Annotated in this window: 25 protein-coding genes; 4 read left to right on the top strand and 21 right to left on the bottom strand. The window is 67.2% G+C overall.

Annotation, left to right across the window (positions count from 1 at the left end):
- Positions 1 to 54 precede the first annotated feature (54 nt).
- From ACXJKJ_RS08480 to ACXJKJ_RS08465, 4 genes are read right to left on the bottom strand one after another with little or no spacing between them, the layout of a single operon-like run.
- Positions 55 to 567 (bottom strand): DUF2894 domain-containing protein, encoded by a 513-nt coding sequence (locus ACXJKJ_RS08480; RefSeq protein ID WP_457389796.1) that lies wholly within the window; start codon positions 565 to 567, stop codon positions 55 to 57.
- The gene (locus tag ACXJKJ_RS08475) at positions 567 to 1,220 is read right to left on the bottom strand and encodes an OmpA family protein (protein ID WP_056200408.1); all 654 of its coding nucleotides are present in this window, start codon (positions 1,218 to 1,220) and stop codon (positions 567 to 569) included. Before ACXJKJ_RS08475 ends, ACXJKJ_RS08480 begins: the two co-directional genes overlap by 1 nt.
- Positions 1,213 to 3,726 (bottom strand): hypothetical protein, encoded by a 2,514-nt coding sequence (locus tag ACXJKJ_RS08470; protein WP_457389795.1) that lies wholly within the window; start codon positions 3,724 to 3,726, stop codon positions 1,213 to 1,215. Before ACXJKJ_RS08470 ends, ACXJKJ_RS08475 begins: the two co-directional genes overlap by 8 nt.
- A complete protein-coding gene (locus ACXJKJ_RS08465; RefSeq protein ID WP_457389794.1) occupies positions 3,726 to 4,400 on the bottom strand; it encodes a DUF3348 family protein in 675 nt (224 codons plus the stop codon). Before ACXJKJ_RS08465 ends, ACXJKJ_RS08470 begins: the two co-directional genes overlap by 1 nt.
- 50 nt (positions 4,401 to 4,450) lie before the next feature.
- On the opposite strand from ACXJKJ_RS08465, the gene ACXJKJ_RS08460 reads away from it, so the two are divergent.
- On the top strand, positions 4,451 to 5,659 hold the full coding sequence (locus tag ACXJKJ_RS08460; protein WP_457389793.1) for a threonine aldolase family protein: 1,209 nt from the start codon (positions 4,451 to 4,453) through the stop codon (positions 5,657 to 5,659).
- On the opposite strand, the gene ACXJKJ_RS08455 is transcribed toward ACXJKJ_RS08460, so the two are convergent.
- The 7 genes from ACXJKJ_RS08455 to trhA form a co-directional block, all read right to left on the bottom strand.
- Positions 5,637 to 6,509: an alpha/beta hydrolase gene (locus tag ACXJKJ_RS08455; protein WP_457389792.1), complete on the bottom strand. Its 873-nt coding sequence runs from the start codon at positions 6,507 to 6,509 to the stop codon at positions 5,637 to 5,639. The two genes, ACXJKJ_RS08460 and ACXJKJ_RS08455, sit on opposite strands and share 23 nt — an antisense overlap.
- 122 nt (positions 6,510 to 6,631) lie before the next feature.
- Positions 6,632 to 6,898, bottom strand: a complete 267-nt coding sequence (gene infA / locus ACXJKJ_RS08450; RefSeq protein WP_056200396.1) for a translation initiation factor IF-1 — start codon at positions 6,896 to 6,898, stop codon at positions 6,632 to 6,634.
- Positions 6,899 to 6,986: 88 nt separating this feature from the next.
- Positions 6,987 to 7,202 carry a hypothetical protein gene (locus ACXJKJ_RS08445; protein ID WP_082532821.1) on the bottom strand — a complete coding sequence of 72 codons (216 nt, stop codon included), beginning with the start codon at positions 7,200 to 7,202 and terminating at the stop codon, positions 6,987 to 6,989.
- Positions 7,203 to 7,279: 77 nt separating this feature from the next.
- Positions 7,280 to 7,492 carry a cold-shock protein gene (locus ACXJKJ_RS08440; protein WP_056200393.1) on the bottom strand — a complete coding sequence of 71 codons (213 nt, stop codon included), beginning with the start codon at positions 7,490 to 7,492 and terminating at the stop codon, positions 7,280 to 7,282.
- Between the two features lie 273 nt (positions 7,493 to 7,765).
- Entirely contained in the window at positions 7,766 to 8,086 is a 321-nt protein-coding gene (locus ACXJKJ_RS08435) for a DUF1330 domain-containing protein (RefSeq protein ID WP_457389791.1), read from the bottom strand.
- 47 nt (positions 8,087 to 8,133) lie between these two features.
- Complete coding sequence (locus ACXJKJ_RS08430) at positions 8,134 to 9,726, bottom strand: hypothetical protein (protein WP_457389790.1); 1,593 nt, start codon at positions 9,724 to 9,726, stop codon at positions 8,134 to 8,136.
- Between the two features lie 425 nt (positions 9,727 to 10,151).
- Positions 10,152 to 10,823 carry a PAQR family membrane homeostasis protein TrhA gene (gene trhA / locus ACXJKJ_RS08425; protein WP_056201287.1) on the bottom strand — a complete coding sequence of 224 codons (672 nt, stop codon included), beginning with the start codon at positions 10,821 to 10,823 and terminating at the stop codon, positions 10,152 to 10,154.
- Positions 10,824 to 10,992: 169 nt separating this feature from the next.
- Here trhA and ACXJKJ_RS08420 point away from each other — a divergent pair, with 169 nt between their 5' ends.
- The gene (locus tag ACXJKJ_RS08420) at positions 10,993 to 11,268 is read left to right on the top strand and encodes a hypothetical protein (protein WP_457389789.1); all 276 of its coding nucleotides are present in this window, start codon (positions 10,993 to 10,995) and stop codon (positions 11,266 to 11,268) included.
- Positions 11,269 to 11,438: 170 nt separating this feature from the next.
- On the opposite strand, the gene ACXJKJ_RS08415 is transcribed toward ACXJKJ_RS08420, so the two are convergent.
- The 7 genes from ACXJKJ_RS08415 to ACXJKJ_RS08385 all read right to left on the bottom strand — a co-directional run bounded on the left by ACXJKJ_RS08415 (position 11,439) and on the right by ACXJKJ_RS08385 (position 16,984).
- Positions 11,439 to 11,837, bottom strand: a complete 399-nt coding sequence (locus ACXJKJ_RS08415; RefSeq protein ID WP_457389788.1) for a hypothetical protein — start codon at positions 11,835 to 11,837, stop codon at positions 11,439 to 11,441.
- A gap of 12 nt (positions 11,838 to 11,849) precedes the next feature.
- A complete protein-coding gene (locus tag ACXJKJ_RS08410; RefSeq protein WP_457389787.1) occupies positions 11,850 to 12,584 on the bottom strand; it encodes a hemerythrin domain-containing protein in 735 nt (244 codons plus the stop codon).
- 205 nt (positions 12,585 to 12,789) lie between these two features.
- Complete coding sequence (locus ACXJKJ_RS08405) at positions 12,790 to 13,236, bottom strand: hypothetical protein (protein ID WP_457389786.1); 447 nt, start codon at positions 13,234 to 13,236, stop codon at positions 12,790 to 12,792.
- Between the two features lie 168 nt (positions 13,237 to 13,404).
- Positions 13,405 to 14,058: a site-2 protease family protein gene (locus ACXJKJ_RS08400; RefSeq protein WP_457320968.1), complete on the bottom strand. Its 654-nt coding sequence runs from the start codon at positions 14,056 to 14,058 to the stop codon at positions 13,405 to 13,407.
- A 5-nt stretch (positions 14,059 to 14,063) separates the two neighbouring features.
- Entirely contained in the window at positions 14,064 to 14,900 is an 837-nt protein-coding gene (locus ACXJKJ_RS08395; RefSeq protein ID WP_457389785.1) for a hypothetical protein, read from the bottom strand.
- Between the two features lie 219 nt (positions 14,901 to 15,119).
- Positions 15,120 to 16,028 (bottom strand): hypothetical protein, encoded by a 909-nt coding sequence (locus ACXJKJ_RS08390; protein WP_457389784.1) that lies wholly within the window; start codon positions 16,026 to 16,028, stop codon positions 15,120 to 15,122.
- Between the two features lie 296 nt (positions 16,029 to 16,324).
- On the bottom strand, positions 16,325 to 16,984 hold the full coding sequence (locus ACXJKJ_RS08385) for a hypothetical protein (protein WP_457389783.1): 660 nt from the start codon (positions 16,982 to 16,984) through the stop codon (positions 16,325 to 16,327).
- A 328-nt stretch (positions 16,985 to 17,312) separates the two neighbouring features.
- On the opposite strand from ACXJKJ_RS08385, the gene ACXJKJ_RS08380 reads away from it, so the two are divergent.
- A complete protein-coding gene (locus ACXJKJ_RS08380; protein ID WP_457389782.1) occupies positions 17,313 to 17,873 on the top strand; it encodes a cytochrome b/b6 domain-containing protein in 561 nt (186 codons plus the stop codon).
- A 77-nt stretch (positions 17,874 to 17,950) separates the two neighbouring features.
- Here ACXJKJ_RS08380 and ACXJKJ_RS08375 read toward each other — a convergent pair whose 3' ends face one another.
- Positions 17,951 to 18,616 carry a type 1 glutamine amidotransferase domain-containing protein gene (locus ACXJKJ_RS08375; protein ID WP_457389781.1) on the bottom strand — a complete coding sequence of 222 codons (666 nt, stop codon included), beginning with the start codon at positions 18,614 to 18,616 and terminating at the stop codon, positions 17,951 to 17,953.
- A 361-nt stretch (positions 18,617 to 18,977) separates the two neighbouring features.
- On the opposite strand from ACXJKJ_RS08375, the gene ACXJKJ_RS08370 reads away from it, so the two are divergent.
- Positions 18,978 to 19,706, top strand: a complete 729-nt coding sequence (locus ACXJKJ_RS08370; protein WP_457389780.1) for a substrate-binding periplasmic protein — start codon at positions 18,978 to 18,980, stop codon at positions 19,704 to 19,706.
- 17 nt (positions 19,707 to 19,723) lie between these two features.
- On the opposite strand, the gene ACXJKJ_RS08365 is transcribed toward ACXJKJ_RS08370, so the two are convergent.
- Together ACXJKJ_RS08365 and ACXJKJ_RS08360 are read right to left on the bottom strand one after the other, a co-directional pair.
- The gene (locus tag ACXJKJ_RS08365) at positions 19,724 to 21,832 is read right to left on the bottom strand and encodes a TonB-dependent siderophore receptor (RefSeq protein WP_457389779.1); all 2,109 of its coding nucleotides are present in this window, start codon (positions 21,830 to 21,832) and stop codon (positions 19,724 to 19,726) included.
- Between the two features lie 210 nt (positions 21,833 to 22,042).
- On the bottom strand, positions 22,043 to 23,176 hold the full coding sequence (locus tag ACXJKJ_RS08360) for a porin (RefSeq protein WP_457389778.1): 1,134 nt from the start codon (positions 23,174 to 23,176) through the stop codon (positions 22,043 to 22,045).
- Positions 23,177 to 23,342: the final 166 nt, after the last annotated feature.

Below are 23,342 nucleotides of genomic sequence, written 5' to 3'. Positions count from 1 at the left end.
CATCTTCGCGCCCGAGCCCTGTCAGATCCTGTCAGCAGCGAACTGCTGTGCGCGTCAACGCCGCCGAGCGGCGGGCTTGCGGGCCGGCCTGGCATCGCTTTCGGCGGCAACCTGCAGCGGCGCGAGTGCGGCCAGTGCATCGATCTGGGTCAGCAGGCGCTGCAGGTAGTCGGGCGACAGGGCCTGCAACTGCTGCAGCGCACGGGAGACCAGCACCTGGCTGTTCAGCGGCCCCAGGTGTTCGGGCACCGGTGCGCTGACCTCGGCCATGCGGCGCGTCAGGCGCAGCGCGCTCCAGGTGCGGCGGTGGGCCTGCACATTGCGCAGCTCGGGGCCGGCCTGCAACTGGGCGACAAGCTCGGTCAGTGGGTTTGCGGCGTTCGCAGTCCGCCGAGTCGGCAGCACGACCGGCTCAGCCTCGGCGCGCTGCACCAGCCGCGCAACCAGCCGTTCGCGCAGCGCGCCYGGCGCCAGCGCAGAGGCTCGCCGCGCCAGCGCTTCCAGCACGCGCCGGCGCACCGGATCGGCTTCGGCCCGGGCTTGCACCCAGGCGACGGGGTCGTCCATCACGGGGCCGATGCCGCCGCCCGCTTGGGCCGCGGCGTGGGTGCGATCTCGACGCGTCGGTTCAGCGCGCGGCCCGACGCGTCGTCGTTGGACGCCACCGGCTGCTGGGGCCCGAAGGCAGCGGCAAACACCGCGTCCGGCGGCAGCCCCTCGGCCATCAGCGTGCGCGTCACGGTCAATGCGCGCTGGGCCGACAGCTCCCAGTTGTCACTGAACTTCGGCGCGCCCTTGCCGGTCAGCATGCCGCGGTCATCGGTGAAGCCGCTGACCATCAGGATCTCGTCGCGCTGGGCAAGATAGGTGCGCAGCGGCACGGCCAGGCTCTTGATCAGCGCGCGGCCGTCGGCGTGCAACTGGTCCGAGCCGATGGCGAACAGCACCGCGCCGCTGATGCCGATGCGGCCCTCGACCAGGGTGATGCGGCCGTCGGCCAGCGGGCCGGCCAGCGCACGCTCGAGCGCTTCGCGGCGCGCCTGCTCGGCCTGGCGCTGCTCCACCTCGGCCTTGAGCTGGTTGGCGAGATCCAGCTGGCCCACCAGCGCCGCCGCCAGCACCAGCACGAAGGCACCCAGCACGCCGGCCATCAGGTCGCCAAACGCCGCCCAGGCGGGCGTGCCGACACCTTCCTGCTCGATCTCCAGCGGCTCATCCATTCGCGGCAGCTCCCTGCAGCGCGTCCAGCACCTGCTTCTGTGAGCCGAGGCACAGGTCGATGACCTCGCGCGCCTGGGCCACGTAATAGCTCAGTTGGTCGTCGCTGCGCGTCATCGCGCTGGAGAGGCGCTCTTCCAGCGCGGCCAGGTGCTGCACCAACTGGGCATTGGCGCCCTGGAACTGCTCCACCGCCGCGCCAAAGCCTTCGCCCAGGCTGCCCATTTCGGCGGCGCTGGCGGCCAGGGTCGTCGCGGCTTCGGCCAGCTTTTCGCCGGTGGCGTCGGCCTGCGCGGTGAAGCGCTGGCCCAGGGCTTCGAGCTGGGTGGCGGAGCTGCCCACCAAGGCATCGATGGCAGCGCGCTGTTCACCAGCGGCCTGCTGCAGCGAGGCCAGCAGCGTCGAGACCGTCTGCATCAGTTCGGCGCGTTCGGCCAGGGCTGCGCGGTCCTGGGCCTGGCTCTGTGCCAACTGCTCGCGCAGCGCGGCAACCACTTCGACGGCTGCGCGGGGGGCTTCGCCGGCGGCCTGCAGCAACGCGCCGGCTTCGCTCAGCGTGGTCTTGGCCTGGGCCTCGGTCTGCGCGACCAGTTGGCGGGTGTGCCGCAGCAGGCCATCGGCCAGTTGCTGCTGCTGGGCCAACTGCGTGGCGCCGGCCGACTGCAGTTCGGTGCGCCATGCGGCCAGGCGCTCGGCATCGTGCGCGGCATGGGCCGATTGCAGCTGCGTGTGTGCCTCGGCCAGCGTGGTGACAGCGGCCTGTGTCTGCGCAGCAAAGCCGGCGGTCAGCTCGGTCAAGGCGCTCTGGGCACGTTCGCCGCTGGCGGCCAGCAGTTGCTGCGCGGCTTCGCGCTGGGCGACCAGCAGCTGTTCGTTGGCAGTGCGTTGCCGGGCCAGGGCCTCGGCGTCGACGCGGGCCTCGGCGCGGCGTTGGCTGTCCAGTTCGGCCTGCAGCGCCGTGTGGCGGGTCTGCGTGTCGGCGATGCGGTCCAGCAGGTCCTTGGTCTGCGCGGCGAAGCCAGTGGTCAGCGCGGTCAGCGCGTTCTGGGCGCGCTCGCCGCTGTCGGCCAGCAGCTGTTGCGCGGCCTCGCGCTGGGCGGCCAGCAACTGCTCGTTGGCGGCGCGCTGCTGTGCGAGCGCCTCGGCGTCGGCCTGGGACTCGGCGCGGCGCTGCGTGTCCAGCTCGGCTTGCAGGGCCTGCTGCCGGGCCTGCGCCTCGGCCACGCGGTCCAGCAGCGTCTGCGTCTGTGCGGCAAAGCGCTCGGCGGTGTCGGCGATGGCCTGTTGGGCAGCGGCGCGTTGCTCGGCCAGCGCCTCAATCTGACGGCCCAACGCGGCGGCGCGGGCAGTGTCGGCTTGCGCCTGTGCGGCCAACAGGTCTTGCGCCTGCGCGGCCCAGCGTTCACCCAGGCGATCCACCGCCTGCTGCGTGGCGGCGCCCGTGTCGGCCAGCAGCTTCATCGCGGCCTCGCGCTGCTGGGCGAGGCCCTCCGCCTGTGCCTTGGCCGTGGCCTCGCCCTGCTGGGCGATCTGCGCTACGCCGGCTTCGAAGCGACTGCTCAGCGCGCCGAGCTGGCCGGCCACCTGCGTGCCCACGCGCTCATGCAGGGCGGCGGCCTCGCGGGCGATGCCGGCCATTGCGGCCTCGGCGGCGGGCTGGATGGCGGCGCCGGCCAGGCGGGCGCTCTCGGCCAGGCTGCTGCGCAGCGTCGTGTCCACGCTGGCGGCCAGGGCGGTGTAGGCCTTACTCGTCTCGCCATGGAAGCGGTCGTTCTGCGCGGCGAGCTGGTCGGCCATCTGCTGGGCGTACCGCTGCAACTGGGCGACGAGTTCAAGCTGACGCTGCTGCGCTGCTTCAGCCGCGGCAGCTTCGGCGGCCTGCTGCTCCAGTGCGCGGCGGTGCGCGGCGGTCAGCGGGCGCAGCTTGCCGAGCAGGGCGGTGTCGAGCTGGCCCGATACGGCCGCGCGTTCGCGCCTTGCCAGCGCCACCATCAGGCCCAGCATGGCCGAGCCCGTCACGCCGGCCACGCTGGCGCTGAAGGCCAGGCCCAGGCCCTGCACCGGCGCGCCCAGTGCGGTGCGCAGTGCGGCCAGGTCGGCCGTCTGGCCCAGGGCACTGGCCGTGCTGCTCAATGTGATGACCAGGCCGATGAAGGTGCCCAGCATGCCCAGCAGCACCAGCAGGCCGGCCAGTGCCGGCGCGAGTGCCAGGCCGGGCAGGGCCACGCGCAGGCCTTCCAGGCGCTGCTGCACGCTGGCACGCAGGGCGGCGGGCAATGCCGCGACCCAACCCTCTTTCGGCTCGGCGTCCAGCGCGGCATCCAGCTCGCGGCTGCTGCGGCGAAAGGCAGTCAGCTCCCAGATGCCGATGGCAAAGAAGGCCGCGATCAGCAGCGTCATTGCCAGCGCCACCGGGTGGTGGCGGGCGGCGGCCAGCGCGGCGCCGGCAATGCCCGCGAGGCCGGCGGCCAGGGCGAGGGAATAGAGGACGTTCAGGAAGCGGTTCATCAGGAATCAGCTTGATGCAGGGCTTCAATGAGCCCCTGCACCGGTTGCAATCTCAGGTCCAGCTCGGCGCGCAGCGCGCGCTGCAGGTCGGCCCAGAAGCGGGTGCGCCAGCGGCGCGGGTCGGTGGCGTGATGATCTGTCGCGCGTTTCGTCAGCAGCGCGGGCAGGCCGGCCAGCAGCGGGCGCTCCTGCGCGACGATGGCGCGTTCGAACACCGCATCCAGCTGCGCCAGCCGGGCCAGCGCCCCCGAGGCTTCGGCCAGGCGCGGGCGCAGCCGTTCGCGCAGCGTGGCGATGCGGGCGGCCATGCTGCGCTGCTGCTGGGCGTGGTGCAGGCGGTAGGGCGCCAGCAGGTCGGCCAGCGGCACGCCTTCTGGCGCGGATTCGGCGGATTCGCGCGCCAGCAGAGCGTCATCGAAGGCGGCGGTCAGCTCTTCCTGCAGGCGGGCCAGTGCGGCGTCGGCCCAGTCCACCGCTTCGTGGCGGGCGGCGACGTTGGCGCCGGCTGCAGGCGCCGTGGCCAGCAACTGGGACAGGCCGATGGCCTCCGCCCAGCCCAGCCAGCCGCCCAGGCGCTCGGCCACGGGTGCTGCCGCCACCGGCGCGACGCCCCATTGCAGCAGCAGCCGGGCCAGGGGCTCGGGTGCGAGGGGCTGCGGTGAGAGGGCTTGCATGGGGCTGGCGCGCCTGTACGGCGCGCGCGAGGAAAAAGGGCGAGAGTTTAGTGAACCCCGATCAAAAGGGCATTCCCGCCCGGCGCGGCGCTGTCGCCAGCGTCGGCTTCGAGAGGCGGGCGACACTCCCGACCATGCTCGCCGCCAGCTACTCCAACACCACCCTCAACGCCGACACCGAACTGCGCAAGCGCTGCACCCGCTGGCTCAATGGCCACCGCCCGCCGCTGTCCATGCGCGAGTCCCTGCTGGCGCTGGCCGAACTGCCCGAAGCCGAGTTGCCGCTGGACGTTTACGGCCAGGGCCAGGCCATCCAGGCGCTGGAGGCCGAGGTGGCCGCCCTGCTCGGCAAGCCGGCCGCGCGCTTCATGCACAAGGGTGTGGCCGCCCAGCTCGCGGCGCTGCGCGTGCACTGCGGTGAGGGCGATGGCCCGGTCGCGCTGCACCCGCAAAGCCATATCGCCATCGACGAGGCCGAGGCCTTCGAGAAGCTGCTGGGCTTGCGCGGCCTGCGCATCGGCATGACGGACGAGCCCTTCGGCACCGCGCAACTGGCTTCGCTGCCCGGCCAGCCGGCGGTCGTTGTGGTCGAACTGCCGCTGCGCCGGGCCGGCTACCGCCTGCCCGAGTGGGACGAACTCATGGCCATCAGCGCCTGGTGCCGCGCGGCGGGTGTGCCGCTGCATTTCGACGGCGCGCGGCTCTGGGAGGCCTCGGCCCACTACGGCCGGCCGCTGGCCGAGATTGCCGCGCTGGCGGATTCGGTCTACGTCTCCTTCTACAAGGGCCTGGGTGGCCTGGCCGGCTGCGTGCTGGCCGGCAGCGAGGATTTCATCGCCCAGATCGCGCCCTGGCAGACCCGCCTGGCGGGCAACCTGTTCACTGTTCACCCCTACGTGCTGAGCGCGCTGCAGGGCCTGCGCACGCAGTTGCCGCGCATGCCCGCCTACCGCGAGCGCGCGCAGGCGCTGGCCGCCTTGCTGGCGGCCGAACCTGACTGGCGCGTGGCGCCCGAGAAGCCGCAGGTCAATGCCTTCCAGCTGCACCTGCCAGTGGCACCCGAAGCGTTGCGCGAAGGCCTGCTGGAGGTGGCCCGGCGCGACGGCTTCTGGCTGGGCGCACGGACGGTGGCCTCGCATGTGCTGGCGGGTGGCGCGATGGTGGAGGTCGTCATCGGCGATGCGGCCGAGGGCTGGCGCGACGGCGAGGCGATGGAAACGTTGCGGCGGGCAGTGCTCAGCGCTCAGGCGGCCCGTTGACGAAGGCAGTCACGTCTTCCAGCACCGGCGCCAGCCAGCGCAGCGGCGCACCGAAGGCGGCAATCAGCGTCGTGTGGCCGACGCGGTCGTAGAACTTCACCGTCACCGGCACGCCGAAGGTTTTCAGCCGCGTCGCCAGGCCCTGGGTGCTGCGTTGCGGGTTGACCAGTGAGTCGTCTCTTGCCGCACCCAGGAAGCTGCGCGGCGCGGCCTTGCTGGCGTGTTCCAGCGGTTGGGTGCCGGGCGGGTAGTCGGGGTGGAAGAACACCGGCTTCGCGTCGGGGTTCTCGATGGGCAGGAAGTCGTAGGGCCCGGCCAGGCCGATGAAGCCGGCCAGCTCGCGTGGCGTGTGGCCGGCCTGCTTGAGCCAGCGCGGGTCCAGCGCCAGCATGGCGGCGTTGTAGGCGCCGGCGCTGTGGCCCATGACGAAGACCCGCCGCGGGTTGCCGCCCAGGCCCGCGGCGTGGCTCAGGCTCCAGGCCAGCGCTGCGGCGCTGTCGCGCAGGAAGTCGGGGTAGCGCACCTCCGGGTAGAGGCGGTAGTCGGCCACCAGCGTCAGGATGCCGCGCGAGGCCAGCGCCTCGCCGACGAAGGCGTAGTCGCCGCGCTTGCCGCGGTTCCAGGCGCCGCCGTAGAAGAACACCACCACCGGCCAGCCCTCACGCGGCGCCGCGCGGGCCGGCTGGTACACGTCCAGCTGCTGGCGCGGCCCCGGCCCGTAGGCCAGGCCGGCCGTGCGTGTGTGCGTGTGGACGGGCGCAAGCACGTTCAGCGCCTTCACCGGCGCGTAGGCCACCAGCACCCCCGCCAACAGCAGGGCGCCGAGCAGGAAGAGGGCGGCTTTCAACATGGGAACGCAGAGCCTACGCGGTGGGCGCGAGCTTGGATGTTGCAAGCGCACCAATGGAAACGGCCGCCAGGCATGCCATGGCGGCCGATTCGGGGTTTGAGCGGGGTTTGAGCCGCGAGGGCTCAGCGGCGCTGCTGGCTGCCACCACCGGACGGCGGCGGGCCGCGACGCTCCAGGTGGCGGAAGGTGATGCGGCCCTTGCTCAGGTCATAGGGCGACATCTCCAGCGACACGTTGTCGCCGGCCAGGATGCGGATGTGATGCTTGCGCATCTTGCCGCCCGTGTAGGCGATGACCTTGTGGCCATTCGACAGCGTCACGCGAAAGCGCGAGTCGGGCAGGATTTCATCCACGACGCCTTGCATTTCGATCAGTTCTTCTTTGGCCAAGTGTGGGGCTCCGTTGCGAAAGTTAGACGGGAGGCCGAGCACGTGGCCGTGCCGGCGTCTGATGCGGCCGGTGACCGCCGCGCGCTCCTCAATGGCAGCGCGCCCAGGCAAGGCCTTCATTCCGCGCGTAGTGCAATGCTGCCTGCGGGCTGATGAACTGTGGCGTGAAACGCATGATGCGATCCACGCTGGCCATGCCGCGACCGGAGCGGATCGACACCAGGGCGTCGAAACCGCCGCCCTCGCGGGCTTGGGTCATGGGTGAAACCAAAAAGCGTCCCACCTCGATATTGTTATTGTTCATGTTGTTCTTCTTTTTGTGGGGCTCCCGCGCCGGTCTTTGCCGGCGGCGGTTGGGCGCCCAAGGCGCCCTTGCACAAATTACAGCGTGCGGATGTTCGAGGCTTGCGGGCCCTTGGCACCTTGGGTCGATTCAAACGACACCTTGGCACCTTCGGCCAGCGAGCGGAAGCCGCCAGCGTTCTTGATTTCGCTGTGGTGGGCGAAGAGGTCCTTGCCGCCGTTGTCAGGCGTGATGAAGCCGAAGCCCTTGCCGTCGTCGAACCATTTCACGGTGCCGGTTTCTGTAGTCATGGTGTTCCTTTTTGGAATGTATAGATGGAAAAAATACTCCGTCGGCGTCATGCCGTGCGGAGACAGAAACACTCAAGAACACTCACCGGGGAGTTGCTGAAGCGAGCCGCTCGCAAGAAGGGCCAGGGGGTGGCCAGCGGGGCTGCAGATAAGACCTTGAGGAAACGGTCTTGTGCGAATCTATGCGGCGAATGTACCACGCCGCCCCAAAACCCTTGTAGGACAGCGGCGCAGCAACCTGCGTGCGGCGTCGTTAGGTCACGGTTGCAGCCTTTAATCGCTCACCGGTTCACCCGGCTGCGGCCCGTCATAGCCCTCGACGATGACGATGTCCGCCTCGGCCGCGGCCTGGCGCAGCGTGATCTGGGGCGCGTACTCCGGCGAGTTGTAGCAGGCCAATGCCACCTCGTAGCTCGGGAACTCGATCACCACATTGCGGCCGCGGCAGGTGCCCTCGGGGTTGTCGAACTGGCCGGCGCGCACGAGAAAGCGGCCGCCGAACTTGGCGAACACCGCGTCGTTGCGCTGCACGTAGAGCTTGTATTGCTCGGGGTCGTTGACGTCGACGCGGGCGATCCAGTAAGCCTTGGGCATGGGGGGGCACTCCAGCTGAAGTTCGGGTCAGGCCCCAGTGTGACGCGTCATCGCGCCGTCCGCCGGGYGGGTTGCGTCGCCGCCTGGAACGCGGGCTTGCCCCCAAGCTGCGCCGCCGCCGCGGGGCCGCCGGTTACCAAGAGTTCGGCGAGGGCCATGCCCGACTGGCCCTTGCCGTCCAGCACTTCGTAGGCCACGACGACCTTGCTGTTGTTGGGCGTGCTGGCCGATGGCGTGACCTTGCAGGCACCGTTGGCGAGGAATTCGATGCTGGCGCTGGCCTGCCCATAGATCTGCTTGCATGTCCGCAGCCATTCGCCACCGTTCGCGGTGGTGCTGCCCGCGTCCTGGATCATCACGGCCTGGCCGGCCGTGGCCGTGGTGGGCGCAGTGACCCTGACCACCGGCGGCGACATTGGCGTGTAGCGGAGCCACAGCCGCAGATAGCTGCCTTGCAGCTCGCCACCGCCCTCGGTGCAGCCAATGTGCAGCGTGACGGCGCCACGGTTCACCGTCGTCAGCTGGGTGGGGTCGCGGTCCATCTCGGCCACCAGGGCTTCCCATTCGGAGGAGTTGCACATGTGGCCGGCATAGCTGGCGCTGGCTGCCGGGCCGGCCCCCGGCTCGAAGCCGGCCCGCAGGTTGCCGGCATAGCTGCCCGGCGTGAGCGCAAGTCCGGCCGTGTTCGACAGCACCAGCTCCATGCTGTCATAGGCAGCATTGCCGTTGGGGTTGAACACCCAGCGAATGCGCTCCGCCGTCTGGTCGGCAAAGATGGCCTCGGTCCCGCCCTTGACCGGGACATCGAACACGCCATCCGATTCCGACATGCGCAAGTCGCTACCGCTCGAGACGTGGCCGCTGCCCCAGATGTCGGCCCGCGACTGCGTGTCCTGCCAGCTGCGCACGCTGATGATCAGATCGGCCGTCGCCGACTTGCCGGACTCCGAGACCGCCGTCAACCTGAACTTCGCCTGAGCGCCGCCCTTTGCCACCAGCGGCGTGTAGGTGTCGCAGATGCCCAGCCGGCAGTTGGACAGGTCGAAGCTCGGCCCCGACAGCTGGGTCCATTCGATGGAGCGCAACCTGCTGGCAGGGTTCCAGGAGAGCGAGCCGTCCAGGCGCAGGGATTCGCCCTCGTTCAGCGTGCGGTCCGCGCCGGCCACGGCGAAGCTGCGGTCCAGCGCCGCGGCCACGGCCGACCGGTAGCGGATGGCGCCGCTCACGTAGGCGGCATAGCCCAGCGAGCATCCGGCCGTGAAATCCGCGGCCAGACTGCTCAGGCTGCCATCGGCCGCATAGGCCACGTCGTGCACCACGTAGGCGCCATTGCTGGGGCGGCAGTTGGGCGAGTCCAGCGTGCCCACGGAGCTGGACGCCATCGGCCAGATGGCGTGCGGCACCAGCCCAACCTGCAGCTTCAGCGCCGGCGCAGTCGTGCCGAGGAAGAGCCCGCTCTGCGGCTGCGGGCCGATCCAGAAGATGCCACCACCCGTGGCGAACTGGTTCATCCACGTGTACTGCGTCAGCACCGGCTCGGTCGCGTCGAACATGTTCATCGTCGTGCCGCTGGCCGACGCCAGCGGGTTGCCGCCGAAGTTGCGCTGCCAGATGTAGCTGGCCGCCGATGTCGCGGGCACKGGCTCGAAGGCCGCGGGTGCTGGAGCCGGGGCGGGTGCCGGGGCAGGCGCTGGGGCGGGCGCTGGTGCCGGTGCCGGTGCCGGCGTTGGAGCTGGGGCGGGCGCAGGTGCCGGTGCCGGTGCCGGTGCCGGTGCCGGTGCCGGTGCCGGTGCCGGTGCAGGCGCGGGCGCGGGCGCGGGCGCGGGTGTGGGCGCAGGCGCAGGTGTGGGCGCAGGCGCGGGTGCAGAACCTCCGCCCCCGCCGCAGGCGGACAAGGCGGCCGCCATGGCAGTGGCGCCCATGCCCAGGCGCCAACGGCCGGCCAAGCGCGCCGGTGGCGCCGGACACGGGTCTGGAATCGACATGCTTGTTATCTCCCTGAGTCCGCCTCCGGCGGGCACTTCAGTTTGTCGTGCCTGATCGCGCCCGATGGCTCGCGCGCAGTCTAGGTGTAGGCGTAGAACAGCGCCGCGAAGAAGTGGCAGGCGCTGCCGCCCAGCACGAACAGGTGCCAGACGAAGTGCGAGTAGCGCACCCGGTTGTCCAGCAGGAAGACGAACGCCCCCAGCGTGTAGCTCAGGCCGCCGGCGATCAGCAGCGTGAGGCCCGCGGCCGGCAGGCTGTTCACCAGCGGCCCGGCCGCGAACACCACCACCCAGCCCATGGCCAGGTACAGCCCCGTGGACACGAAGCGGTGCTTGAGCCGGTTCAGCAGCTTGATCGCCACGCCGAACGCTGCCGCCGCCCAGACGGCGATCAGCAGCGTCACGCCCGGCCCGGTGTGCAGCACGCCCAGCGTGAAGGGCGTGTAGCTGCCGGCGATGAAGACGTAGATGGCCGCGTGGTCCAGCCGCAGCAGCACCGCCTTGGCGCGGCCCTGCCACAGGCTGTTCGGCAGGGCGTGATACAGCGTCGAGATGCCGTACAGCAGGATCATCGTGGCCGCGAAGATCGCCGCGGCCACCACGTCGGCTGTGCCGCCATGGTTCATCGCGCGGATCACCAGGATGGGCAGGGCCGCGATGGCCAGCACCACGCCCAGGCCGTGGCTGATGGCATTGGCGATCTCTTCACCGAGGGTCTGGTCGCGGTCGGGGGTGGGGGCGGTGTGCAACATGAGGGTCGTCTCGTACTGCTGAGCGATGAGCCAAGCATGCCAGCGTGGCATGACGGTTCCGACCCAAGGTTTGAGGGGGTTGAAAAAGCACGAGCACCGCGTTTGACCCGCATCAAACGCGGCGCAGTCGCGGCGGCGCAAGCTGGCGCCAACCCGTTGGAGTCGCCGCATGAAGCCATTCACCCCCGCCCTCGCCCTGGTGCTTGCCCTGGCGGGCTGCGCCGCTCCCGTGCCGCCGGGCCATGGCGCCCACGCCGCTGCGGCCGACGGCGCACGCAAAGAAGATGGCAAGGGTGGCGGCAAGGGCGGCGGCATGATGGACGAGATGTGCAAGCGCCACGCCGCAGAACCCGGCCGCGCCGCCAGCGCGCCTGGCAGCATGATGGACAAGCACTGCCAGGCCCGGGCCGAGGTGCCCGCCGGCGCGGCTTCGCACGCGCACTGAAAGCCGCTCGGCGGCGCACTCCTGGCCACACTCAACGAGCGTTGCGACGGGGTCTTGTTCTCCAGCAGCGCGCTGGCGGTGCCCAACCTGTGCTGGAACACGGTGGGCCGCCGCTCAGCACAAGTGCGGGCGCGGGCGGCTGAAACTGCAGGTCTGTGGCGAGCTGGAACTCAGGCAGCCCTGAGCTTGGCGCCGGTGCCGCGCCAGACGTTGGCGGCAAAGGCCAGCGCCGCCACCCCCACCACCACCGAGCCCAGCCCCACCAGCGGCTCGGCCGCCGTCACGCCGCGCATCAGCGCCGCCAGCGCCGACAGCATCACCGGCAGCGCCAGCTGGTGCAGCCAGAACTGCAGCGCCACCAGCCGCGGGCTCAGCGTGTCGGCCAACTGCTGCACCACCAGGCCGAAGCCCAGCATGCTCGCCCAGCCCAGCAGGTTGACGTGGGCATGCACCGAGCGCAACCCGAAGTCGTGCGTCGCGCCCATGTAATTGCCCAGTGACACGCCCACCACGAGGTAGAGCGCAGCCATGCGAAGCCACCAGGCGCCATAGCGTTTGTTGTTGTTCATCATGGGCTTCCGTCAGGCCGCCAGGCCAGGTGCAACCGGCAGGCCCAGGCCGCGCGCCAGCGCAGCCCAGTCGTCGTCGTTGAGGCGCTCGCGCGCCAGCGCCAGCACCGCGCCGAAGACCGGCGCCGGCGCGTTGGCCCGCATGCCGGCCAACATTCCCAAGCGCTCCGCCGGCGCCAGGGCCGGCAGCATCCAGCGCAGCGACGCCATCATCTCGGCGGGCGACAGCGCGGCCAGGATCTGGCCGTGGATGGCCATGATGCCGGCATCGTCCAGATGCGCCCACAACACCGCGTTGTGCTCGGTCTCCTCCAGGTGCATGTGCGCCAGGTTGTCGGCCGCGAACAGGCTCACTGCGTAGTACAGCGCCCGGCAGGCGGCGGCGCAGTCCTGCGGCGGGCAACCGGCCAGCGCGCGGGCATGGGTGCGCAGCGCCTCGATGTCGCGCTCATGCGCCACATGCTCGGTCGCGATGCGCTGGCTGGTGCCCGGCTGGGCGCGTTCCAGCGCGGGGTGCACGAAGGCGTTCTCGTGCTTCAGGTGCGACGCGCAGAAATCCGCCGCCGCCTCGACCTTGCTGGCCAGCTGCTGCAGCGACGCCGGGTCGCCCGGGTCGACGCGGCCGGCGCTGGCGACCAGGTCGGCGAGCATCAGCCGAAGGCCCTTGTGGATGCTGGCGTAGATGTCAAAGCGCGGCGCCGTGGCCGTGCCGCGAACGGCGAGGATTTCTTGCAGTGAGGTGTGCATCTCGGATTCCCTGGGTGGTGTGTCGAATGGCTCGCTGCGCCTGGCATCGAACCGTGCAGTCACTGTAGGAATCGGGGCGGCGGCGCGCCGCTAAATGCTTGCTAGCCGAACCTTAAGAGTTTGCTAAGTGCTCGTGAGCATTGGTATTTTTTCCATCCAAGCCGTGCCGGAGGGCATGCTGGCACAGCTGAATGGGCGGGCTGCCTTACTTCAGCACCAGCTCCTGCAGCTCCATGCCGCCCGCCAGCTTGCGCATCACCTTGCGCTCGCCGGAGGCCGCGTCCATCTTGTGCTGGTCCATGGCCATGAAGGCCTCGTACTTCTTCTGCACTTCCAGCTGCTGCGCGGTCGTCAGGTAGTCCTTGGACTCGATGGCCAGGATCAGGTCGGGCTCGCCCTCGCGAGCGTTGTTCACCGAGAACACGTGGTACGACACGATGTAGCCCTCCTTCTTGCCGAACTCGTTGGACTTCTTCCAGGTCTTGGCCAGGAAGTCCATGTAGTTCTCGAACTGCCCGGGCTCGACCTTGATATGGGAGAAGTTCCACACCGTGCCCGGCTTGTAGCTGGAGTCCTGGGCGGATGCCGCAGTGCCAACCATCATCAAACCTGCCGCCAACAGCCCCGTCAGCATGTGCTTTGCGAAGTTCATTTGGATGCCTCCTCACCTGTCGACGCCGGTGACTGCGTTCGCGCGGTGGTGCGCCGGCGCACTGTGCGCCTGCAGGCCCGTTTGCGGTGGGCGGGCGGCGATGGGGGGCGCGAAGCGTCCTTCATCTTCAGGATGCCCGGGGGGGTGGAAGGGCGGCGAGCTTGATCGTCAAGCGCCGAGGATGAAGCCGCCCAGCGCAACCAGCCACAAGACAAGCACCGCCATCCACGCGAACACCGCCGCGCGCGTAGCGGCGGCCGGCCACCAGCGGGCCAAGCCCAGGCGCCGCCCCAGCACGGCCAATGCCGCGCCGCCATTCAAGTACGGCAGAGGCAGCAGGTTCAACGCTGCGACCTTGGCCGCCAATAACGCGAGGATGACCGCGAACGGCGCCGATTCAGCGAAGGCAGCGATCCGTTGCAGCAGTGCTTGCGCGTCGCCCAGCGGCGAAGTCACACCGGTAAGCCATTGGGCCGGCAAGGCCAGGAAGGCGTCGATACCCGCGCGTCCCTGAAGCGCGACGGCCAGCCCCAGCAACAGCGCGCAGCCGGACAGCACAACGAGCAATTGCGCAGGCACCGAAAGGCGGTCGAGCGCCCTGGGCCATTCCTCTTCAGACAGCCGGTCCTCGACGGAATGCAGGAAGCGCACCGAACCTCCGATGGGCAGGGCCCGAATTTCAAAGAGGCCAGTCGTGAACAGCGCCGGCCCGAAGCCGTAGGAAATCCGTAGAAGCTGCGCGCCGACGGCATGGCCCATGGCGGCCATGGTCAGGAGGTGAAGTGCCGTGACGGCGGCGATGGCCAGGAAGAGATTCAGCATCAGGTTCAGGCCTCGGCCACCAGCACGAAGGCCGGGGCCCAGAAGTAGTCGCTGATGTGCGCCAGGCGCGTCACGCGCCAGCCCAGGGCTTCGAGCTTCTCGCGCCACACGGGCATCGGGTGCTCCCAGTTCGTCGCGGCCGTCTGCGCGTCAAGCTGGCCGAGGAACATCGGGATCAGAAAGCCTTGGGCCACGAGGTCGCGCGTGGCGCCCTCGTACTCGCCCAGGGCGCGCTCGTAGCGCTGCGCGAGCGAGGCCACGTAGGCGTCCGAGCCGCGCTGCAGGTCGGGAATGTCGAACTCCACGATCACCAGCCGCTCTACGTGAGAGCGCAGCCGCGCGAGGCCGGCCCAGCGTTCGGGTTCGGGAATGGCTTGTAGCGCGAAGGTGGCTTGGGCGAGATCCCAGCGGTTGTCAGGCCCGAGTTTGTGGACGAAAGCGCCCAGGCCCTCGTTCAGCGCTTGCACGGGCAGCGTGGGCTGCTCGGCATGGGCTCGCGCCACGGCGCTGGCCAACAGTGCGCTCGCGGGCTCCACCAGCGTCAAGCGCTCCAGCGCGTGCGGGTGTGCAGCGGCGGCCAGCGCCGGAAAGAGGGCGTGGCCGTCGCCGCAGCCGATGTCCAGCAGCGAGTGCACATCGGGCGTGTAGTGGCTCGCCAGCTCCGCGCTGACGCGCTCATACAGCGGCACATTGCCGCCGCCGCGGATGAAGGCTTCGAAGGCTGCGGGGGAGGTGTAGACGTGGGTGTCTTGGGGGCGGGCGACGTGCTGACGAAGGGCGTTGGTCAGCAGGGGGATGTCGCCAGCTGCGCGTTGCAGCGTGGTGGTCGGGTCACTTGCCATGCCGGACTTTAGATTTAAGACCTGACCCCGAACCTGGACCCCGAACCTGCGTGACCCCGAACCTGCCGAACCTGCGAACCTGCCGAACCTGCGAGCGCTTTTTTGCCACTTGACGGGGCGGCTAATGGGTGACCCCGAACCTGCGAACCTGCGCGCTACCGTGCGAGGCGTGCCAAACGTGCTGATTTGGGAATGGCTTGCAACGCGAGGCTCCATTCTTCAATTTTCTTTGAGCAGTGAAGTGAGCTGAGAATCGTTGGCTAGGCGCTTCTGAAATCGCACCAACAGCGTCGCATCAATGTTCAATTGACTCGCTATCGCAATAGTCCGATCCAATACCAACTGTTTTTTTGTTGGTATGCCCTTCAATGCGGCGGCAATTTCAGGCTCGGTCAATACGCAACCTTGCTCTTGCTCCGCCTTCGTTTTGTATGCGGCCTCTACCACCTTAAGTTTCGAGTCAGGGACAAAAATCGCTGCGTATTCTATCAGGCGCTTCAGCTTGAGATCAACTGCACGGGAATCCCAGTCTTTCGTGGCAACTCGGGAGAACATTTGACCAACGAGCGATCCGAGCTTTGACTGGAAATTTTCATTGAGCTGAAGAATTTTCGCATCAAGGCATTTTTTGTAATGTAGATCTGTCTTGATTGGAATGCTCAGTCGAAGGAAGGCGCAGCAATCTTGACCTAATTCAGTATCGTCAGATTCTAGGTAGAAAAAACTTGGCTCATTGTTATTGAGTAGTCTTCGTAAGAATTCACTAAGCCGACTCTTTGATTTATCCGTCAGGAGTGGAAGCGGCGTCTTTACATTGGCTGATGTTAAGTTGGCGACCTGTCGAGAAATCACTTCATCAAGTGATCGAACCGGAACAATATTTATATACGGAGCCTTGGCTCCGTCGGATCGAACTACAAGGTCGCAACTTTGCGTTACGACCATAAAAAACAGGTTTTTTGTATGTCGATGGTAGTGAGGGTGTACCTCGGCAAGAACTGCGTCAAGGTCGACAGTGCGCTTGAGCACATCGCCCTGCATTAATTCGAGCTTCGTTAACTCATTAGAAGGAGCATAGGTGAAATGGGTTTGCTCTTCTTCCGATACAAGCTCCGAAGCATCCGCCACTTAAGCTCCCAGCTAGTTACCGAAAGCGCTTATTCGTTGTCGTGGTGAGCGCGCCGTTCAACTCGGAGTTAAAGCGCTGCACCGCTACCTTCCGTTCGATCGCTGCAGGGTCAAGTGCAACATGGACACCTGAAAGCTCCGTTGTTCCAGATTGAACGAATCTGCCTTGTACATAGACGCCAACATTGTGCACAACGGTAGTCGCTTGCGGAATTGAAACCTTCGGAAAAACGGCTTCCTTCAGCGGTTCGCCATGCCGTGCGCTAGCGGTTGATGTCGCAGATGTGAGATAAGTTTTATTGACCATCCTCTGTCCCTTTATATAATTTCTCGAGTAATTCTTTGGCAACGCTATAATTTTCTGAGAATCTTGCATAGCCATCCCCTGACAGAACTTTCAACGCCTCAGCAGAAGTAGTGACAGGATGGTGGAAGTTGAACTTCACGCCGACATTGCTGCCGTCAAAATATCTTTGAATATTTACTTGCGCATTCCCGCGCAAAAACGTTGTAGCCAAGACGGTCCGCTGTGATTCCAGACCTGCTGGTATTGCATCAACCAAGTCAATTTGCGATTGTGAAAAAACATCAATCCATTTGGCGTCGGGGTTCTCGTCGACGAATTCAAAGTTGTGACCGATGCCTCCAATAGGTGTATGCGTTAGTTGCTGCAGCACACGAGACGCGACATCTTCGATCAGTGCAAGGCCGGTCTCATTTGCATGATCGGGCATCAGGACAAGCGCCTCAGGTCGCGCTGTGAATTGAAATCCAGGAAGATTGAACCTAGGGAATTCAAATGCACCATTCAAACCGGCTGGAATGAGGGCGTGGACAATTTGTGCTTGCCCTTCCTCCGTCTGAAGTCCATACCTTAGTACCCACGGTGGCGTAAGGATCGCAGGGTTCCATGCGCCAACGATTACAAGCGTGGTTTCTGCAGGTACAGGCTTCATTTGAGAGAACTGGACGGCATGCCGCCGACGTATTCCATACGAAAATAGCCGCGCTAAGCAATGCGGCGCGGAAGGCTAGGCAGAAGCGCGCTACACGGCCAACAAGTCAAAGTAAGTGGGCTTTCGACGCGTCCTTACAAGGACACCGCGCGCTGAAAGTGACGGTAGCACAGCGACCTTGCAATCAACATCGGTCGAACCCGGGCGCCAGGTCAACAGCGAAGCCACGAGGCACGAGTCGCCGCCGGTCAACACCTTGCCCTATGTCAACTCCCCGTCAATCCGAGCCCACCACAATCACTACAACAGTTCTGGCCGCACCATCCCCATGCCCACCCCCCGCTACGACCCCCTCAGCCGCGCCCTGCACTGGCTGACGGCCATCGCCGTGACCGTGGCCTTCATCCTGGGGCCGGGCGGCTTCGGGCGGATGATGCGCAAGGGCATCGACCCGGCCACGCGGCTGGACATCGTCTGGCATGAGTCCCTGGGCCTGCTGGTGCTGGCGCTGACGCTGCTGCGCCTGCTGTGGGTGGCGCTGCGGCCGGGCAAGCCGCGCTTCGAGATGGCGGCGTGGATGCATGGGCTCTCAAAGCTGGTGCACGGCGTGCTGTGGGCCCTGATGCTGGCCTTGCCGGCCACGGCCTTGCTGGCCCTGGGCAGCGAGCACCATCCGCTGACGCTGCTGGGCGGCGTGCGGGTGGACGAGTTCCCCTGGATTGCCGGCTCGCGCCTGGGCGAGGCGGCGGACTGGGGCGACGTGCACGGCCTGCTCGGCGACGTGCTGATGTGGCTGGCCGGCCTGCATGCGCTGGCCGCGCTGTATCACCACTTCCTGCGCCGCGACGGTGTGCTGGCAGCCATGCTGCCCTGGCAGAGCAAGCGCTGAGCCGCTGGCTCGGCCGCAAGCCGCGTTGCCGGGTCATGGAGGCGGCAACGCCGCCGTTCAAGGCGTCGATGCAAAGGTCAGCGGCCCGAGAGCGCCGCGACCAAGGCCTTCGCCACGGCTTCGCTCGAATTCGGGTTCTGGCCGGTGATCAGATTGCCGTCCTGCTCCACGTGGCTCAGCAGGGGCAGCAGCGCGGAATGGAAATCGGCACCGCTGGCCTTCATCTCGTCTTCCAGCAGGAAGGGGACGACGGCCTTCAACCGCGCCAGGAATTCTTCGGCGTTGGTGAAGCCGGTGGCGCGGCGGCCCTGGAAGAAAGGCTGGCCGTCGGCGCGCCTTGCGTGCACCAGCGCGGCCGGGCCGTGGCAGACGGCCGCAATCACCTTGCCGGCCGCGTCGTGCCGCGCTACCAGCGTGTGCAAGGTGGCGTCCTTGGCCAGGTCCATCATCGGGCCGTGGCCACCGGGGATGAACACGGCGTCGAACGTCTCGCCCTGCACGGACGCCAGCGTGACGCTGTGCCCCAGCGCTTCCAGCGGCATGGCCCATTCCTTGCGCTGCTTGTCGCTCGGTTCCGTCTTGGGGTCCAGCGGCACGGGGCCGCCCCGGGGCGATGCGACCGTGACGGCGATGCCGGCCTCGATGGCAGCCAGGTAGGGCACGGCGAACTCCTCCAGCCACAGGCCGGTCTGATGCTCAGGCGAGAGTTGTGTGGCACTGGTGGTGACGAAAAGGGCGCGCATGGATGGTCTTCAAAGTGGCTACGCGCCAATCTAGGTTGCTGTCAGCTCGGGCCTTGTAGGCGGCAATGCCGCTCGCGACCGCGCGCACGCCTGAAAGCGCTCGCTTCTTCCGTCGGCTCGCGACGCGGGCCGTCAGAGCTGGGTGTGCAGCACCATCTGCGGCCCGAGCAGCGCGTTCAGCCGCGGGCTCGCTGGAACTGGCGCTTTCGGGTGATCATGCAAGCCTTGCAACAGTCCCTGCCCACACTGCCTCATTGATCGCCAAGTGTTGCAGTTGGGACTTGAGCCGCCAACCGTCAAGGAATACAAGGGCTCGAATATGGCTGTGAACTGTGCTTCGAACGCCGGAAAGGCTGGGTGCATGATCGCGTTCGCCGTTTCCTGCGCTCTGGCCGGTTCTTGCTGGGCGGCGGATCGCAAGCTGAGCATCGTCACGGAGGAGTGGGCCCCGTATAACTACAGTGAAGATGGCGCACTGACAGGGTTTTCAGTAGAAGTCGTCCGGGCGATTGCCCAGGCGCTCAACGCAGATATCGATATTCAGCTGATGCCCAGCATGCGCGCCAAAGCATCGCTGGAAGGCAATCAAAGAACAATGCTGATCACGATGTTGCGAACCCCGGAACGTGAGACCAAATACAAATGGATTGGCCCGCTGGGCGACAGTTCCATTTATTTCTACAAGCGCAAAGGCAATCCTCTTGAAGTCTCGACACTCGAGGACACCAAGAAGGTTCGCTCGATCTGCTCCCGGCGCGGTGGCCTGACGACTTCCAGGATGCAGGCAGCAGGCTTCACCAACCTCGAGGCAGGCGCATCCGACGGCAAAGCCATTTACAGGATGTTGATATTCGGCAGATGCGATTTGGCCGTCAGCGATTCACCGTTGGGTGTCATCCATCTATTGAAGCAAATGAACTATTCGTTGGATGCGGTCGTTCAAACGCCCGTCAAACTGATCACCTCTCCCATATACATTGCCTGCAGCAAGGACATTTCCGATGCGGAAATCGCTCGCTGGCAGGCGGCACTCGATAAGCTGAAGGCTTCAGGCGCCTTTCAAGCCATACTCAAAAAATATAGTGAGTAACCGGCTTTGTTGAGTGTTCAGAATTTATATCTCGCCGAGAGCATGTAACTTCGCCCCGCGCCGGGCAAGACCCAGGCCTGCATATATGAACTGCTGTAGTACAGCCGGTCGAGCAGGTTGTCGATATCGAGGGACGCGCGCCACTGCTTGCCCAGTTGCAGCGAGCCGATCAGCTTGAGCGTGGTGTAGCCCGGCAGCTTGAAGTTGTCGGCTGCCACCAGCGGCGCCACGGCCCCCTCGCGTTCGCCCACATGGTTGATGCCCGCGCCCAACGTCGCGCTGTTGGCTCCCAGCAGGAAGGCCTGCACCAGCATCAGATTGGCGCTCTGGCGCGGTACGTTGGCCAGGCGCCGGCCGACCAGGAAGGCATTGCTGTCGCGGGTCACCTGGGCATCGGTCCAGGCGTAGGCAGCCGACAGACGCAGCCCGGGCAGGACTTCGCCCGAGATGTCGAACTCCAGGCCCCGGCTGCGTACCTCGCCGGCAGCCACCGAGAAGTTGTTCGGGTCCAGCGGGTCGGGGGTCAGCACATTGTTCTTCGCGATCCTGTAGATCGCCAGCGTGCTGCTGGCCTTGCCGTCCGCGGTGTCGAACTTGATCCCCAGCTCGCCGGCCCTGCCCGCTTCAGCGGGGAAGGACTGGAACGCGCGGCTGACGCCGCTGTTGGGGCGAAAGCTCCTCGACGCCGAGGCGTACAGCGACAGCGTCTTGCTCGGCTGGTAGACCAGGCCGACGCGCGGCGTGGTGGCGCTGAGGGACTGGGCGGTCGTGATGCCGTTGCGGCGGTTCAAGAGCGATTGGTCGTAACTGTCGTGGCGCACGCCCAGCAGCATCTTCCACTGCGGCGACAGGTCGATCTGATCCTGGCCGTAGATCGACCTTGAGCGCTGTGCCTCGCGGGTCCAGGTGGTCAGGGGCATGGGCGGCGCCACCTGGCCATAGACCGGCTCGTAGATGTCGATCACGGAGGCTTCGGCAACGCGGTACTGCTTGCGATGGTCGATGAACCTGTACGCATCTGCGCCGACCAGCAACTGGTGCACCAGGCCGCCGGCACGCAGCCTGCCCAGTAGTTCGAAGCGGCCCGACATGTCCAGCGCCGAGTAGTCGCGGCTGCGGCGTTGGCGCACCAGGCTGCGGTCGTCGGCCAGCAGGAAGCGCGCCTCGGTCGAGATCCCGTTGATCGAGCTGTCGCGGTGGCTGAAGCCGGTCTGGATCGCCCAGTCGTCGTTGAAGTCGTGCTGGATGAAGATCTGGTGGCCGGTCGTCTCGGTGGCGTGCGGGCCGTCAGCGGGCTCGCCCAGGAAGCGCGAGCGGGGCAGGCGGCCCAGTTCACCGTGGATCGCGACGATGCCGCGGTCGAAGTTGGCGCGCTGCCTGGCGTGCTCCAACTCGTAGGACACGGTGGTGGCATCGCTGGCCCGCCACAGCAGGGACGCCGCCACCATATGGCGCTCGGAGCGCACATGGTCGCGGTAGCTGTCGCCCTTCTCGCTGGCGGCGTTGAGCCGGTAGGCCAGGCGCTCGCTGACCGGGCCGGTCAGGTCAGCCGTGCTGCGCAGGCGGCCAAAGCTGCCGCCCGAGACCTCCAGCGCATGGCCGGGCTGGAACAGCGGCTTCTTGGTCACGATGTTGACCGTGCCGCCCGGCTCGCCGCGCCCGTAGAGCGCCGAGGCCGGCCCCTTCAGCAGCTCGATCATGGCGGTGGCGGCGGTATCGCGCAGCCCGTTGTAGCCGCGGCTGTAGTTGAAGCCATTGACCATGTAGTCGGAACCGAAATTCGGGTCGCCCGTGAAGCCGCGCATCGCGTAGCTGTCCCACAGCCCGCCGAAATTGCTCTGCCTGGCGATGCCACTGCCGAGCTCCAGCGCGTCGGCCAACTGGGTCACACCCGCGTCCGCCAGCATGTCGGCCGACAGCACGCGCACGCTCTGCGCCAGGTCGCGGATCGGCGTGTCGGTCTTCATCGCACCGGTGACGAAGAGGCTGCGATAGGGCTGCCTGGCCGCTTCAACTCTCACGGCCTCCAACTTGTTGCCTTCGGTGCCGGCCGCAGTGACCGGTGCCATGGCTACGGGCTGCGACCAGGCGCCGGCACAGCAAGCCGCCTGGATGAGTGCCGCCATCGCGGCATGAAAAGAGCGGCGCCTGGATTGCAAGTCAGCTCCGGGTCAATCGGGCCTCAGTTTGCCTCGGCGCTGGCAGGCCTGCCAGGAGTCTGCGCCGCGCGACCCGCATGGCGGCGGCGCGGACTGCTTTTGCAGCCGCGCAACGCGAATCAGATATTTGCCAGGATTAACGCCCTCGCCGCGTCGCCGCGAGGGCCGTGCGATAGGTCAGAAGAACACGATCCCCCCCAGTGCTACGCCGCTCATCTTGGCGTCGCTGCCGGTCACCGGCTTCGACGTCGTCCGGCTCACCTCCCCCACCAGCGTCACGCTCTTGGTCAGCCCGTAGTACAGGCCCGCCGTCACATTGGTGTTGCTGCTCAGATCGGCGGCCACTCCATCCTTCAGCTTGCTCTCGCCCCAGTTCAGGCCGAACTTGGTCTTGGCCGTGKCCTGCCAGGTGGCTTGCAGCAGCACGTTGGTCTGCTTGCGGTTGCCGCTGTCGCCGTCGGACAGCACGCCCAGGCCCTTGCCCGATTGCAGATTGGCCGCAAAGCCCAGCGGGCCGGCGCTGACGCTGGCGCCGACCTCGGCGCCGTTCATCGTGAAGCTGGCGCCGCCGCCCGTGCCTTCGAATTTCTGGTGCTTGACGCCCACCCAGGCCTTGCCGCCATTGAACTTGGCGGTGGCCAGGGCTTGCAGCTGCGGCTCGTTGCGGCCGATGGCGGCGCCGGCATCGACGGGGCTCATCAGCGCGATGGTGGCCGAGAAGCCGCCGCTGCTGGGCAGGCTGTAGGCGATCTGGCCGTAGGTGCCGAGGTAGGTATAGCCGGAGCCGATGTGGCCCAGCGTGACGCGGTTGCGCTGGGTGGCGCTGACGGGCGCGCCGGCGCCGAGCAGGGTCATGTCGCCAAGGATGGCGGACTGGCCGAACAGGCCGTAGTCGCGGCCGAGCTTGACGCTGCCCATGTCGGCATTGCCGAAGGTGACGAAGCCCTGGCGCACGTCGACGTTGCTGTTGTTGGAGATGGCGTCGCCCGAGGCGACGGCCGCGCCGATCATCAGCGTGGCTTGGATGTCATAGCCGTCCTGGCGCGTCTTGGCCGTGGTGGTGAGGGCATTGGGCAGCAGGCCGTTGCCGATGACGGTGCGGCCATCGGTGCCGCCGCAGCCCAGGCCCTTGGTCGCCAGCGCCACGCCGCCGACGGCCTGCGAGCCGGAACAGCTGGTGTGGGTGTAGTAGGCGTTGATGATGCCGCCCAGGCTCAGGTCCCATTCGCCGGCCTTGAAGTCGGCGGCGTGGGCTGTGCCCGCGGCGGTGAGCGCGGCGGCGATGAAGGTGCGGGTGTGGTGGATGTTCATGTTGTCTCCAGTTGTGGTTTTGGGCAGCGTGCTTTGCGCAAGCGCTGTGCCAGTACCGGGCTGGAGCGAAGTGCCCGCGCGGGCGTTGCCGCGCGGCGCAGTGGGAGCCATGACGCGTGCCGCGCTGGCACGCTGCTGCGGGTGTGCCCCGACGCGGGCTGTTGCG

Source organism: Roseateles sp. P5_E1 (genome assembly GCF_054049335.1).
The sequence above is the reverse complement of the archived record's forward strand: the minus strand, read 5'-3'. Positions and strand labels throughout refer to the sequence as shown.

What these genes read in the sequence shown, in the direction of transcription:
- ACXJKJ_RS08370 (WP_457389780.1), top strand. Translation starts at nt 18,978, where the DNA reads ATGATCGCGTTCGCCGTTTCCTGCGCTCTGGCCGGTTCTTGCTGGGCG.
- ACXJKJ_RS08375 (WP_457389781.1), bottom strand. Translation starts at nt 18,616, where the DNA reads ATGCGCGCCCTTTTCGTCACCACCAGTGCCACACAACTCTCGCCTGAG.
- ACXJKJ_RS08420 (WP_457389789.1), top strand. Translation starts at nt 10,993, where the DNA reads ATGAAGCCATTCACCCCCGCCCTCGCCCTGGTGCTTGCCCTGGCGGGC.
- ACXJKJ_RS08475 (WP_056200408.1), bottom strand. Translation starts at nt 1,220, where the DNA reads ATGGATGAGCCGCTGGAGATCGAGCAGGAAGGTGTCGGCACGCCCGCC.
- ACXJKJ_RS08470 (WP_457389795.1), bottom strand. Translation starts at nt 3,726, where the DNA reads ATGAACCGCTTCCTGAACGTCCTCTATTCCCTCGCCCTGGCCGCCGGC.
- ACXJKJ_RS08365 (WP_457389779.1), bottom strand. Translation starts at nt 21,832, where the DNA reads ATGGCGGCACTCATCCAGGCGGCTTGCTGTGCCGGCGCCTGGTCGCAG.
- ACXJKJ_RS08385 (WP_457389783.1), bottom strand. Translation starts at nt 16,984, where the DNA reads ATGAAGCCTGTACCTGCAGAAACCACGCTTGTAATCGTTGGCGCATGG.
- ACXJKJ_RS08435 (WP_457389791.1), bottom strand. Translation starts at nt 8,086, where the DNA reads ATGCCCAAGGCTTACTGGATCGCCCGCGTCGACGTCAACGACCCCGAG.
- ACXJKJ_RS08380 (WP_457389782.1), top strand. Translation starts at nt 17,313, where the DNA reads ATGCCCACCCCCCGCTACGACCCCCTCAGCCGCGCCCTGCACTGGCTG.
- ACXJKJ_RS08455 (WP_457389792.1), bottom strand. Translation starts at nt 6,509, where the DNA reads ATGTTGAAAGCCGCCCTCTTCCTGCTCGGCGCCCTGCTGTTGGCGGGG.
- ACXJKJ_RS08440 (WP_056200393.1), bottom strand. Translation starts at nt 7,492, where the DNA reads ATGACTACAGAAACCGGCACCGTGAAATGGTTCGACGACGGCAAGGGC.
- ACXJKJ_RS08395 (WP_457389785.1), bottom strand. Translation starts at nt 14,900, where the DNA reads ATGGCAAGTGACCCGACCACCACGCTGCAACGCGCAGCTGGCGACATC.
- ACXJKJ_RS08415 (WP_457389788.1), bottom strand. Translation starts at nt 11,837, where the DNA reads ATGAACAACAACAAACGCTATGGCGCCTGGTGGCTTCGCATGGCTGCG.
- ACXJKJ_RS08405 (WP_457389786.1), bottom strand. Translation starts at nt 13,236, where the DNA reads ATGAACTTCGCAAAGCACATGCTGACGGGGCTGTTGGCGGCAGGTTTG.
- ACXJKJ_RS08445 (WP_082532821.1), bottom strand. Translation starts at nt 7,202, where the DNA reads ATGAACAATAACAATATCGAGGTGGGACGCTTTTTGGTTTCACCCATG.
- ACXJKJ_RS08410 (WP_457389787.1), bottom strand. Translation starts at nt 12,584, where the DNA reads ATGCACACCTCACTGCAAGAAATCCTCGCCGTTCGCGGCACGGCCACG.
- ACXJKJ_RS08465 (WP_457389794.1), bottom strand. Translation starts at nt 4,400, where the DNA reads ATGCAAGCCCTCTCACCGCAGCCCCTCGCACCCGAGCCCCTGGCCCGG.
- trhA (WP_056201287.1), bottom strand. Translation starts at nt 10,823, where the DNA reads ATGTTGCACACCGCCCCCACCCCCGACCGCGACCAGACCCTCGGTGAA.
- ACXJKJ_RS08400 (WP_457320968.1), bottom strand. Translation starts at nt 14,058, where the DNA reads ATGCTGAATCTCTTCCTGGCCATCGCCGCCGTCACGGCACTTCACCTC.